Annotated in this window: 13 protein-coding genes; 4 read left to right on the top strand and 9 right to left on the bottom strand. The window is 60.6% G+C overall.

Going from position 1 to position 12,604, the window contains the following annotated elements; genetic code table 11:
• Nucleotides 1-33: 33 nt before the first annotated feature.
• Entirely contained in the window at nt 34-273 is a 240-nt protein-coding gene (locus PspS35_RS07720) for a sulfurtransferase TusA family protein (protein ID WP_159933422.1), read from the bottom strand.
• 93 nt (nt 274-366) lie between these two features.
• Between PspS35_RS07720 and PspS35_RS07715 the strand changes: the two genes are divergently transcribed.
• The gene (locus PspS35_RS07715; protein WP_159933421.1) at nt 367-1,800 is read left to right on the top strand and encodes a M48 family metalloprotease; all 1,434 of its coding nucleotides are present in this window, start codon (nt 367-369) and stop codon (nt 1,798-1,800) included.
• 67 nt (nt 1,801-1,867) lie between these two features.
• Here the strand turns inward: PspS35_RS07715 and PspS35_RS07710 are convergent, their stop codons facing one another.
• The 4 genes from PspS35_RS07710 to rpoE all read right to left on the bottom strand — a co-directional run bounded on the left by PspS35_RS07710 (nt 1,868) and on the right by rpoE (nt 5,722).
• The gene (locus PspS35_RS07710) at nt 1,868-3,307 is read right to left on the bottom strand and encodes a DegQ family serine endoprotease (protein ID WP_159933420.1); all 1,440 of its coding nucleotides are present in this window, start codon (nt 3,305-3,307) and stop codon (nt 1,868-1,870) included.
• A gap of 234 nt (nt 3,308-3,541) precedes the next feature.
• Entirely contained in the window at nt 3,542-4,504 is a 963-nt protein-coding gene (locus PspS35_RS07705; RefSeq protein WP_159933419.1) for a MucB/RseB C-terminal domain-containing protein, read from the bottom strand.
• 16 nt (nt 4,505-4,520) lie between these two features.
• Entirely contained in the window at nt 4,521-5,108 is a 588-nt protein-coding gene (locus tag PspS35_RS07700; RefSeq protein WP_003172479.1) for an RseA family anti-sigma factor, read from the bottom strand.
• A gap of 32 nt (nt 5,109-5,140) precedes the next feature.
• Complete coding sequence (rpoE, locus tag PspS35_RS07695; protein WP_003172477.1) at nt 5,141-5,722, bottom strand: RNA polymerase sigma factor RpoE; 582 nt, start codon at nt 5,720-5,722, stop codon at nt 5,141-5,143.
• A 463-nt stretch (nt 5,723-6,185) separates the two neighbouring features.
• Between rpoE and nadB the strand changes: the two genes are divergently transcribed.
• Nucleotides 6,186-7,802 (top strand): L-aspartate oxidase, encoded by a 1,617-nt coding sequence (nadB, locus tag PspS35_RS07690; RefSeq protein ID WP_159933418.1) that lies wholly within the window; start codon nt 6,186-6,188, stop codon nt 7,800-7,802.
• Here the strand turns inward: nadB and PspS35_RS07685 are convergent.
• Both PspS35_RS07685 and PspS35_RS07680 read right to left on the bottom strand, forming a co-directional pair.
• Nucleotides 7,771-8,217, bottom strand: a complete 447-nt coding sequence (locus tag PspS35_RS07685) for a hypothetical protein (protein ID WP_159933417.1) — start codon at nt 8,215-8,217, stop codon at nt 7,771-7,773. The two genes, nadB and PspS35_RS07685, sit on opposite strands and share 32 nt — an antisense overlap.
• Nucleotides 8,201-8,455 (bottom strand): succinate dehydrogenase assembly factor 2, encoded by a 255-nt coding sequence (locus PspS35_RS07680; RefSeq protein WP_159933416.1) that lies wholly within the window; start codon nt 8,453-8,455, stop codon nt 8,201-8,203. The genes PspS35_RS07685 and PspS35_RS07680 overlap by 17 nt, the downstream gene beginning before the upstream one ends.
• Nucleotides 8,456-8,595: 140 nt before the next feature.
• Between PspS35_RS07680 and PspS35_RS07675 the strand changes: the two genes are divergently transcribed.
• Nucleotides 8,596-9,537 (top strand): folate-binding protein YgfZ, encoded by a 942-nt coding sequence (locus PspS35_RS07675; RefSeq protein WP_159933415.1) that lies wholly within the window; start codon nt 8,596-8,598, stop codon nt 9,535-9,537.
• Between the two features lie 36 nt (nt 9,538-9,573).
• The gene (locus PspS35_RS07670; protein WP_159933414.1) at nt 9,574-10,395 is read left to right on the top strand and encodes an HDOD domain-containing protein; all 822 of its coding nucleotides are present in this window, start codon (nt 9,574-9,576) and stop codon (nt 10,393-10,395) included.
• Here the strand turns inward: PspS35_RS07670 and PspS35_RS07665 are convergent, their stop codons facing one another.
• Nucleotides 10,396-11,781, bottom strand: a complete 1,386-nt coding sequence (locus PspS35_RS07665; protein WP_159933413.1) for a sensor histidine kinase — start codon at nt 11,779-11,781, stop codon at nt 10,396-10,398.
• On the bottom strand, nt 11,774-12,445 hold the full coding sequence (locus PspS35_RS07660) for a response regulator (protein WP_159933412.1): 672 nt from the start codon (nt 12,443-12,445) through the stop codon (nt 11,774-11,776). The genes PspS35_RS07665 and PspS35_RS07660 overlap by 8 nt, the downstream gene beginning before the upstream one ends.
• Nucleotides 12,446-12,604: the final 159 nt, after the last annotated feature.

Genomic DNA, 12,604 nt, shown 5'->3' with positions numbered 1-12,604 from the left:
ATCAACCTCGGATGGTGGGGGCGAACGAACGGTTCAGGCCTTGCGCAACCAGTAACGATACACACCGGCAACCTCGTCTTCGTGCAACAGGGCATGGCCAGCAAGTTTGGCGAACGTGCGGAAGTCACGCTGGGAACCTGCGTCCGTAGCGATCACCTTGAGCACGGCCCCACTGGCTAATCGATTGAGTTCCAACTTGGCCTTGAGCAACGGCAACGGGCAATTGAGGCCGCTGGCATCAAGTTCGGCGTCAAAGGCTACAGCGTCGGTCATGGTTTTACTCCGGCAAGCGTTCGGGTGCTTAGAATATCTGGTCCGAAGCTCAGTGTCCGGCTACAGTAAGCTCTTTGTCGAAAGGCTCTGTGCATGACTTTTTTGCGCCCTACCCTGCTGACGCTGGCTTGCCTGCTGGCCTCTCCGGGCTTCGCTGACGACCTGCCGTCGCTTGGCGACGCCAGTTCTGCCATTGTCTCGCCACAACAGGAATTCCAATTGGGCCGCGCCTGGCTGGCCTACCTGCGCGGGCAGGTTTCACAACTGAACGACCCGCAACTCAAGGATTACGTCGAAACCAGCGTGTACAAGCTGGTAGAGACCAGCCAGGTGAATGACCGACGCCTGGAGTTCATCCTGATCAACAGCCCGCAACTCAACGCCTTTGCTGCGCCAGGCGGTATCGTCGGCGTGAACGGCGGCCTGTTCCTCAACGCCCAGACCGAAGGCGAATACGCCTCGGTACTGGCCCACGAATTGGCTCACTTGTCCCAGCGCCACTTCGCCCGTGGCGTGGAAGCGCAACAGCGTATGCAGATCCCAATGATGGCCGCGCTGCTCGGCGGCATCATCGCGGCAGCCGCCGGTGCGGGTGACGCGGGCATCGCTGCGATTGCCGGCACTCAGGCCGCAGCGATCCAGGAACAACGGCGGTTCTCCCGACAGAACGAACAAGAGGCGGACCGCATCGGTATCGTCAACCTGGAAAAAGCCGGCTACGACCCACGTTCCATGCCGACCATGTTCGAGCGCCTCGGGCGCCAGTACCGCTTCGACGCCAAGCCACCGGAATTTCTGCTGACGCACCCGGTCACCGAGTCGCGAATCGCCGACACCCGTAACCGTGCCGAGCAAGCCAAGCCCGGCGGCAAGGAAGACAGCCTGCGCTACCAACTGATTCGCGCACGGGTGCAGCTGCAATATGAGGACACTTCAGGACTCGCCGCCAAGCGCTTCCAGGCGCAACTGGATGAAAACCCCAAAAACGATGTGGCGCGCTATGGCTTGGCCATCGCCCAGATCAAAGCTTCACAGTTCAAGCAGGCACGGGACAGCCTGCAACCGTTGCTGGCCAAGGCGCCCAACGACATCACTTACAACCTGGCGCAGATCCAGCTGGACATCGATAACAGCCGTCTGCCCGATGCCCAGCAACGCACGGATCGGATGCTGACCCAGTACCCAGGCAACTATCCGCTGAATCAGATCCGGGTCGACCTGCTGCTTAAACAGAATCGTACTGCCGACGCGGAAAAGGCCTTGGATGGCTTGCTCAAGTCTCGCCCAGACGATCCGGACGTGTGGTATCAAGTCGCCGAGACACGCGGTTTGTCCGGCAACATCATCGGCCTGCACCAGGCACGCGCTGAATACTTTGCCTTGGTGGGCGACTTCCAGCAGGCGATTCAGCAACTGGACTTCGCCAAGCGCCGCGCGGGTAGCAACTTCCCGTTGTCGTCACGCATCGACGCACGCCAACGTGAGCTGATCGAACAGGAACGCCTGGTAAAAGGAATGATGGGCTAAACCCATCACCCACAAAAAAGCCCCGCCATCGTTAACCGACGGCGGGGCTTTTTATTGGTTCAGCGGATTACTCGGCCAGCTTGAAGGTGATGAAGCTGGCACGGCCCTGACGCAGCACGCGCATCGACACAGAGCGATTCTTCGGCAACGCCTTGGCGATGTCGGTGAACTGCTTGGTGGTGTCGATCGCCTGATTGTTCAGGTGGGTGATCACGTCCCCCGGCTGCAGGCCGATCAAGGCTGCAGGGCCGTCCTGCACCTCCTTGATCACTACGCCGCCCTTGAGGTCGAAGCTCTTCTTCTGCTCTTCGGTCAGCTCGACCACGGCGATGCCCAGGCGGTTGCTGCTGCGCTCGGCACCCGGCTTGGTGTTACCCAGGGCATCCAGCGTCGCGCCTTCCTCTGGGATGGCACCCACCGTCAGCTCAACGTTCTGACGCTTGCCATCACGGATCACTTCCAGCTTGGCCTTGCTGCCTGCCTTGAGCGCACCCACCAGATGTGGCAGGTCTGCCGACATGACGATCGGCTGGCTATTCATGCTCAGGATCACGTCGCCGACTTGCAGCCCGCCTTTAGCTGCAGGGCCGCCGTCCTGGATCTGCGCAACCAGGGCACCAGCCGGCTTGTCGAGGCCGAAGGACTCAGCAAGGTCCTTGTTGACTTCCTGGATCACGACGCCCAACCAACCACGACTGACCTTGCCACCGCTTTTCAGCTGGTTGGAAACGTCCATGGCCACATCGATCGGGATCGCGAACGAAACGCCCATGAAGCCACCGGAACGGGTGTAGATCTGCGAGTTGATACCCACCACTTCGCCCGCCAGGTTGAACAGCGGGCCACCGGAGTTGCCGGGGTTGATCGGCACGTCGGTCTGGATGAACGGCACGTAGTTTTCGTTCGGCAGGCTGCGGCCAATGGCGCTGACGATGCCCTGGGTCACGGTGTGGTCAAACCCAAACGGCGAACCGATGGCGACGACCCACTGCCCGGCCTTCAGATCCTGGGACTTGCCCAGTTTCAGTACCGGCAGGTCCTTGCCTTCGATCTTCAGCAATGCCACGTCGGACCGTGGATCAGTGCCCACCAGCTTGGCTTTCAGTTCGCTGCGATCGGCCAGGCGCACGAGAATCTCGTCAGCGTCGGCAATGACGTGGTTGTTGGTGAGGATGTAGCCATCAGGGGAAATGATGAAGCCCGAACCCAGGGACTGCGCCTCACGCTGACCGCCTCCACCGCCACGCGGCGTGCGCGGTTGTGGCATACCGCGCTCAAAGAATTCGCGCAGCATCGGCGGCAAGCCTTCCAGGTCTGGCATCTGCTGGTTCGAGACTTTGCGATCCGGCAGTTTCTGCGTGGTGCTGATGTTCACCACTGCCGGCGAGGCTTGCTCAACCAACTGGGTGAAGTCAGGCAAATCGGCCGCTTGTGCGGTCACGGCCTGGCCCAGCACCAATACCGCGGCGACTATGGATAGGTAGGATTTCAAACGTGGTATCGACATACAGCTCCCGTTACGACGAGCAGGGTTGAGCGACAGGGTTCAATAAACGCCGAAAACTTCGACCGACATTTTTGTTCCGCGAACAAAACAAGGCCAGAGACGACAAGCCCTGACCTATAAAAAACATGGCGGATTTTTGCAAGTGAAAATGCTGATCCAGACATTTCATGCTCTCGGCAGCCAACCTGGCATAGACCCACAGTGAAAGATCTGGATGAACATAGGATTAACAACTCACGGCTGAGTGGTGGCCTTTTTTTCACCGCGCACCGACAGCGCGATGCGCTCGGCGGTGCCGATAGGGATCTCACCAACGACCGTCACCATCATTTCGCCGTCCACTGTATTCAAGCGACGGGACACTGCAACCGTGGGGCCCAATTGGGTGCGCGTCTCGGTCACGCTCACATCGCTGATCGGCTCAAGAAACACGGAGAAGCGCGCCAGCCCATCTTCATACATCAGGCTGTCGACCGTGGCTTTGGTATGGGTGTCTTTACGTGCACTGGTACTGGCCAGCTGAAAACCCGGTGGCAACCACTCCAGGTGCCAAGCCTCGGTGGGCTCTACAACGGGCGCTTTGGTGTCGGCGACGGCAATAGACGTGCACTCACTGCTGGGCTGCAAATCACGATCATTGGGCGCGGTGGACGTATCCAAGCGGGTGAACTGAAAGCGCTCCAGCAACTGCCCTTGATCATTGAGCAGCAAGGACTTCAGTGGCAGTGCGGTGTCACGATCCAGGTGCAGCTCAAAACCATAGCGGTATTGATCACGCGGTGTGATCGACACAATAACGGCATTACGACCGGCCACGCGGGATTTGCCGATGACGGCCAGTTCGTAGAATTGGTTGAGTTTTTGCGGATCAAGTGCGCGTGAAGGTGCATCACGCGAATTACCAAGGCCTGCGACAAGGGCACCGCTGACACATTGGGTCCGACCATCTACTCGCACAACTTCCTGGGCAGAACCATCGAGCTGCAAGAGCCGCTCACGGACCTGACCGTTCTGGACGCGATGCCAGATGTCATGGGTAGAAAAATTGCCATTACGTTCGTAGACAAACGTACCTTGAAAACTTTGCTGCTGCTCTGCACGCCCAAGTCGAGTTAGCCAGTCTTGGGCTTCATCGGCATGGGCGGGGAGTGCAAACCAACCACTGAGCAAAAGCGTAAGGAGCGGTATGGCGCGCATAGGGCTCCTTAACGTATTAGCGGTTTTCCAGGCTTGCAGCGCGAGCGTATGGCAGAGCGCTTTCAGTGCCTTTCAAGGCCGATTCCTGTGCATGTTGGCGCAGGTAGCCTGGAAGACGCTGGTCCTGCCAGCCGGATTGCCCTTGCAACACACCGTTAGCCATAGGGCCGGTGGTGTCAGAGCTTTCCTTGTAGCCGGCCAGTACCGCCGGGCCTTTGACTTGCGGACCGGCCATGACCGGTTGCTGAGTCTGCTGGGCCAGTTCGGCACCGGCGATTTCGTCCTGGTTGTACAGGCGAACACCGGCCAGCACTGCAACCGTCACCGAGGCAGCAACAGCCAGGCGACCCAGGCTACGCCAAGGGCCACGAGCAGCTTTTGCCGGAACGGCTTCATCGGCCAGCGCAGCAGAAACGGCCGCAGCAATATCCAGACGAGGGATTAGAAGATCCTTGTGCATCACCGCCCGAGCGACTTGGTAACGAGACCAGGTATCACGGGTTTCGGCATCATCAAATGCGTTGAGCACTCGACGAAGTTCCAGTTCATCCGCTTCGTTATCCATCACTGCGGACAGCGATTCCTGCAGGGCATCACGACTCATGGCGGTTCCTCTCTTGGCTGTCGCCGCTGTCTTTAGTTTTCCTGCAACAACGGTTGCAAGGCTTTATCGATGGCTTCCCGGGCCCGGAAAATCCGTGACCTTACAGTCCCCACCGGACATTGCATGACGCTCGCAATGTCTTCATAACTCAGACCATCGAATTCACGTAAAGTTAACGCCGTACGCAAATCTTCTGGCAGTTGCTGAATTGTGCGATGGACGGTCCCCTCGATCTCGTCGCGCAGCAATGCACGCTCCGGCGACTCGAGATCTTTGAGGCCGTGATCACCATCGTAAAATTCTGCATCTTCTGAACTTACATCGCTATCCGGTGGGCGGCGTCCGCGAGACACCAGATAGTTCTTCGCCGTGTTAATGGCGATGCGGTACAGCCACGTGTAAAACGCACTGTCACCGCGGAAATTGCCCAGTGCACGGTAAGCCTTGATAAAGGCCTCTTGTGCAACGTCCTGCGCTTCATGGGTGTCGTGCACAAACCGCACGATCAACCCGAGAATTTTGTGCTGGTATTTCAGCACTAGCAGATCAAATGCTCGCTTGTCGCCGCGTTGAACGCGCTCGACCAGCTGCTGATCCTCTTCCTGGGTTAGCATGAACACTCCTCGTTGTGCTTGAAGGAGGCTTGCATAACTAAACGATCAGGCTTGCAAACATAGACTCGGACTTTTCGCAAAAGTTCTCCCCCTCCAAGCAAGTTTCCGGCATGCACTGATTTGGCACACACGAAAAACGCAGCGCGGGCAACGCCGGCTGCGCGAATAATCTTGTCGCCGGTTTTCTGACGCGTCCAATGCTCCCGACGGGCCAATAAACTCAACGTTTTCCCAGCTTTCGGGCAACCTGCTATTGAGTCGGGGCTTATGCAAAAAGTTCCCGCTTCAATAACCGGCTGATTTTACCCAAGCCGTGCACCGTAATCTCACATTGCCACGAATGCCCGGCTATTGTGCCGCTCCCCCCCTCTATATACTAGTAGCCCGTGTGACCCTTTGATTCGCCGATCCAGGCGTCCTGTCTGCGCCTGCCCTTTGGATCGCTTTTTGCGGAATCCTTCAAATGAGCCAACAGTTTCAACACGATGTCCTGGTGATCGGCAGCGGCGCGGCCGGATTGAGCCTTGCGCTGACCCTCCCAAGCCATCTGCGCATTGCGGTCCTGAGCAAAGGCGACCTGGCCAACGGCTCCACATTCTGGGCCCAGGGCGGTGTCGCCGCTGTGCTGGATGACACTGACACGGTGCAATCCCACGTCGAAGACACGCTTAACGCCGGTGGCGGCCTGTGCGACGAAGACGCGGTGCGCTTTACCGTCGAGCACAGCCGCGAGGCGATCCAATGGCTGATCGACCAGGGCGTGCCCTTCACCCGCGATGAACACGCAGGCAGCGACGACGGCGGCTTCGAATTCCACCTGACCCGCGAAGGCGGCCACAGCCACCGACGCATCATCCACGCCGCCGACGCCACCGGTGCCGCGATCTTCAAGACCCTGCTCGACCAGGCCCGCCAACGCCCCAACATCGAATTGCTGGAGCAGCGCGTCGCCGTCGACCTGATCACCGAAAAACGCCTGGGCCTGGATGGCGAGCGCTGCCTCGGCGCCTACGTGCTCAATCGCGCGAGCGGCGAAGTCGACACCTACGGCGCGCGCTTCACCATTCTCGCCTCGGGCGGTGCGGCCAAGGTCTACCTCTATACCAGCAACCCCGATGGGGCTTGCGGCGACGGTATCGCCATGGCTTGGCGTTCCGGCTGCCGGGTGGCCAACCTGGAATTCAACCAGTTCCACCCCACTTGCCTGTATCACCCGCAAGCCAAGAGTTTCCTGATCACCGAAGCCCTGCGCGGTGAAGGTGCACACCTGAAACTGCCGAACGGCGAACGCTTCATGCAGCGCTTCGACCCACGCGCTGAGTTGGCCCCACGCGATATCGTCGCCCGCGCCATCGACCACGAGATGAAGCGCCTGGGCATCGACTGCGTGTACCTGGACATCAGCCACAAGCCCGAAGCGTTCATCAAGACCCACTTCCCCACCGTCTACGAGCGCTGCCTGGCGTTCAACATCGACATCACCAAAGGCCCGATCCCGGTGGTGCCGGCCGCGCACTACACCTGCGGCGGCGTAATGGTCGACCAGCACGGACGCACAGACGTGCCCGGCTTGTATGCGATTGGCGAAACCAGCTTCACCGGCCTGCACGGCGCCAACCGTATGGCCAGCAACTCGCTGCTCGAATGCTTCGTCTACGCCCGCTCGGCCGCCGCGGACATTCTCGACCAACTGCCGCGCATCCCCGTGCCGGCCGCCCTGCCCCGCTGGGACGCCAGCCAGGTAACGGACTCGGACGAAGACGTGATCATCGCCCACAACTGGGACGAGCTGCGACGCTTCATGTGGGACTACGTTGGGATCGTGCGCACCAACAAGCGCCTGCAACGCGCTCAACACCGGGTGCGTTTGCTGCTGGATGAGATCGACGAGTTCTACAGTAACTATAAAGTCAGCCGTGACCTGATCGAATTGCGCAACCTGGCCCAGGTCGCGGAGCTGATGATCCGCTCGGCTATGGAACGCAAGGAGAGCCGGGGCCTGCATTACACCCTCGATTACCCGCAGATGCTGCCCGAGGCCCGCGACACTATTCTGGTGCCAACCACCTACGGCGGCTGAATTTCAGGCGAACCCGCAGGCGCCGGTGCACATCGGCGACCTGCGAGTCCCTCGGCACACAGACCGAACGCACCCACCACTCACCCTGCACCCGATAGCGCACCACCACTATCAGTGGCAACGCCAGGCTGTCGGGGCGCAACTGCACGCTGTGCCACCCCCGCTCATCACTGAATAACTGCCAGCCGTCTTCATCGCGACGCAGGCCACGAATCGACGAACGGTGGGTCAGCAGGATTTGGCGCGGCAACACCCAGGCGCCGTGAGCCAGGCATAACACGATGCCAACGCTGGAGAACGGCAGCTCCACAACGAGCAAGGCACCCAGCGCGAACAGCTGGGCAAGCAGGTACACCGCCAGCAGCACCCTTGAGGCCTGCCAGCGGCATTCAAAGCGATTATTTGGGCTGGACACGATCCAGAATTATCCGAACCATGCGCTGCAGCTCCGGATCTTCTGACTCGGCGCGTTCCATGAACCAGCCGAACATGTCCTGGTCTTCGCATTCCAACAGACGTACATAAAGGTCGCGATCTACCTGATTGAGCGTCGCGTACACTTCTTTGGTGAAAGGTACCAGCAACACATCCAACTCCAGCATGCCACGACGGCTGTGCCAGTAGAGACGATTGATTTCTACAGCTTCGACCATGGAGCGCTCCTCAAATAGAGCGCAAGTATACAGGCCCGACGACAGGGGAACAGTCGGCTTTGGTCGCCCCATATGGAAACTATCCATTTGCCGGGCGCCCCTCTATGATGCGCTCATGACTTTTTGACCTGCGATGACCCATGGCTGACTCCGCTTTTTTCTGCCCCCTGTCCCACGAAGGCGTTCTCGCCGTCCGCGGTTCCGACGCTGCCAAGTTCCTCCAGGGCCAGCTCACCTGCAACCTCAATTACCTGAGCGACACCCAGGCCAGCCTCGGTGCGCGCTGCACGCAAAAAGGCCGCATGCAGTCGAGCTTCCGCATTCTGCTGCAAGGTGATGGCGTACTGCTGGCGATGGCCACTGAGTTGCTGGAACCGCAACTGGCCGACCTGAAGAAATACGCGGTGTTCTCCAAGTCCAAGCTCACCGACGAAAGCGCCGCCTGGGTGCGTTTCGGGCTATCGAATGCCGACGCGGCCCTCAGCAGCCTGGGCCTTGAACTGCCGGCCGAGACCGACAGCGTGGCGCGTGCCGACACACTGATCGCCATCCGCGTCTCCCCCGGCCGCGCCGAGCTTTGGGTGCCTGCCGAACAAGCCGACAGCGTGCGCAGCCAACTGGCCGCACATTTAAAAGAGGCCGGCTTGAACGAATGGCTGCTGGGCCAGATCCGCGCCGGCATCGGCCAGGTCATGGCGCAAACCCGCGAAGTCTTCATCCCGCAGATGCTCAACCTGCAAGCGGTGGGCGGCGTGAGTTTCAAGAAAGGCTGCTACACCGGCCAGGAAATCGTCGCGCGCATGCAGTACCTGGGCAAACTCAAGCGTCGCCTGTACCGCCTGAGCCTCAATGCGGCTGACATGCCCGAGCCAGGCACTCCGCTGTTTTCACCCAGCCACAACAGTTCGATCGGCGAAGTGGTGATTGCAGCAAAAGCTGACCAAGTGATTGAACTTCTGGCGGTCTTGCAAGCCGAAGCAGCCGACAGTGGCGATGTGCACTTAGGCACACTCGAAGGCCCCGGATTGCAACTGCTTGACCTGCCTTACACCCTCGACCGCGATCGAGAGATCCAGCGTTAGTCGCTGTACCTTTTTGCAACACCCTAGAGAGCATGAATGAACAAACTGGCGGAAAAAGTCCAACAGGCGTTGGTTAAGGCCATCAACAACGATGACCTGGTTCTGCCGACATTGCCGGAAGTGGCCCTGAACATCCGTCAGGCCGCTGAAGACCCGGAAATCAGCATCAGCCACTTGAGCAAAGTCATCGGTCGCGACACCGCGCTGTCGGCGCGCCTGATCAAAGTGGTCAACAGCCCGCTGTTGCGCGCTACCCAGGAAGTTACCGACCTGCACACCGCCATCACCCGGCTGGGCACCAACTACAGCAGCAACCTGGCCATCGGGCTGGTAATGGAGCAGATTTTCCACGCACGCTCCGAAACCGTCGAACAGAAAATGCGCGATGTGTGGCGCCGCAGCCTGGAAGTGGCGGGCGTGAGCTACGCGTTATGCCGCAGCCACAGCCAGCTCAAGCCGGACCAGGCAGCTCTCGGTGGTTTGGTACACCAGATCGGTGTGCTGCCGATCCTGACTTACGCCGAAGACCACTACGAGTTGCTCTCGGACCCGATCAGTCTCAACCACGTGATCGACAGCATCCATCCGTTACTGGGCGAAAAACTGCTCAGTGGCTGGGATTTTCCAGAAATGCTGGCCCAGCTGCCGGGCCAGTACCTGAACCTGGAGCGCGACTCCGCCAGCCTCGACTACATCGACTTGGTGCAAATTGCCGTGCTGTATTGCCATCACGGCACCGACCACCCGCTGGCGAAAGTGGATGTCACCAGCGTACCGGCGATGAAAAAGCTGCGGGTTGATCCCTACAGCGAGAAGCTGCGCGCAGAGCTGGATGAAGCCCGCTCGATGTTCGATTGATCAGCCTGCGATAAAGCTCACCCGCACCTTCAGCCCCACCGGCTCACCATCGTGCAGGCTGATCTGCGCCAGATGGGCGCGGCAGATTTCGCCCACGATCGCCAGCCCCAGGCCTGAGCCCATGCCTTGCTGGCTGCGGCGGTAGAAGCGCTCGAACACCCGGTCGCGCTCATCCAGCGGAATGCCCGGGCCGTCATCTTCCACCTCCAATACCGCCGGCGCCGAGACCCGCAGGATCACGTTGCCACCCGGCGGCGTGTGGGCCAGGGCGTTGTCCACCAAGTTGCTCAGCAACTCGTTGAGCAGCGTCGGCTCGCCGCGCAGCCAAACCGGCTCATCCGCCTCCAGCGCCAGTGCCACACCCCGCGCATGGGCCAACGGCGCCATAGCCATGCCCAGTTCACGGGCCAGCTGGCTTAAATCCAGCAACTGTGCGCCGCCTTCGGCAATCGCCCGAGCGCCGTTTTCGATGCGCGCCAGGGACAGCAACTGATTGGCCAGATGGGTCAACCGGTCGGTGCCTTGGGCGGCGGTTTCCAGGGTACTGCGCCAAGTCGCCGGGTCTTCGGCGCGCAAGCCCAACTCCAGGCGCGCCTTGAGGGCCGCCAATGGCGTACGCAATTCGTGGGAGGCGTCGGCGATAAACTGCGCCTGACGCTCGAACTGCCCGCGCAGCCGTTCAGTGAAGTGGTTGAGGGAACGCACCAGCGGGCCAAACTCATGCTGCACTTCCACCAACGGCAACGGCCGCAGGTCGTCGGGCTGGCGTTCTTCCACCGCCGTGCGCAAGCGCTCCAGCGGGCGCAGCGCCGCGCTCACGGCAAACCACACCAGCAGCAATGCACCGATGGCGAGCATGCCCAGGCGCAGCAAGGTGTCGGCCATCAGGCTGCGCGCCATGCTGACGCGGGCTTCATCGGTTTCGGCCACGCGGATTTCCGCCATGCCGTTCATGTTCGGCTCGGAGACGGCCTTGAGCAGGCTGACCACGCGCACCTGCTGGCCCTGATAAGTCGCGTTGTAAAACCGTGCCAGCGCTGGGTAATCGTCGGTACGCGGCGTACCGGGCGGCGGGCCGGGCAGGTTCTCGTAACCAGAAATCAGCTTCTGGTCGATATCATTGACCTGGTAATAGATGCGCCCGGCGCTGTCGTAGGCGAAGGTGTCCAGGGCCACATAAGGCACGTTGGCACTGAGGGTGCCGTCCACCTGCGTCAAGCCCGCGGCGATGGTGCGTGCCGAGGCCAGCAGCGTACGGTCGTAGGCGGTGTCGGCCGCCTCGCGACCGTTCCAGTAGGCGCTCATGCCGCTGGCCAGCATCAACAGCACCAACAACAGCGCCAGGTTCCACAGCAGGCGCCAGCGCAGGCTGCTGGGCTTATGCATCGCGGGCTTCCAGCAGGTAGCCGAGGCCACGGAAGGTCACGATGGCGATGGGCTGGCCATCGAGTTTCTTGCGCAGGCGGTGCACGTAGATTTCGATGGCATCCGGGCTAGCCTCTTCGTCCAGGCCAAACACGTGGGACGCGAGTTGCTCCTTGCTCATGACTCGGCCCGGCCGAGCGATCAACGCTTCAAGCACGGCCTGCTCGCGGGAGGTCAAGGTCATCAGCTCGCCGCCGACGGCGAACCTGCGCGTATCGAGGTCGTACACCAACACGCCACACGTCTGCTGGCGCTCGCCGCCCAATACGCTGCGGCGCAGCAGCGCCTTGACCCGCGCTTCCAACTCCGTCAGCTCGAACGGTTTGGCAAGGTAGTCATCGGCACCCAGGTTCAAGCCGTGTACGCGGTCTTTCACATCGCTGCGCGCGGTCAGCATCAGCACCGGCAGGTTTTTTCCTCGGGCCCGCAAACGCGCGAGCACCTCAAAACCATCCATGCGCGGCAACCCCACATCGAGGATCACCACCGCATATTCCTCGCTGCTCAAGGCCAGGTCCGCGGCGACTCCGTCGTGCAATACGTCGACGGTCAAACCCGTGCTCTTGAGCGCCTGGGCGACACTTTCGGCGAGTTGCAAATGGTCTTCAACCAGGAGGACACGCATGGATTTCTACCTTATTCGGAGGTGGTCGGCGCCACGCTGTGCGAGGCAGTTTACAGGCGCGGCCTGCCCTGTGAAGCCCGAAAACATTGAAAGGCCGCTGAAAGGTTAGTGAAAGCTTCGCCCTTTAGCATCCAGCCACGGTAGGCCATGCCTGCCCAG

This window comes from Pseudomonas sp. S35, from assembly GCF_009866765.1.
Classification (GTDB): domain Bacteria; phylum Pseudomonadota; class Gammaproteobacteria; order Pseudomonadales; family Pseudomonadaceae; genus Aquipseudomonas.
Note: the sequence above shows the minus strand (reverse complement) of the source record. Positions and strands in the feature narration are given on the sequence as shown.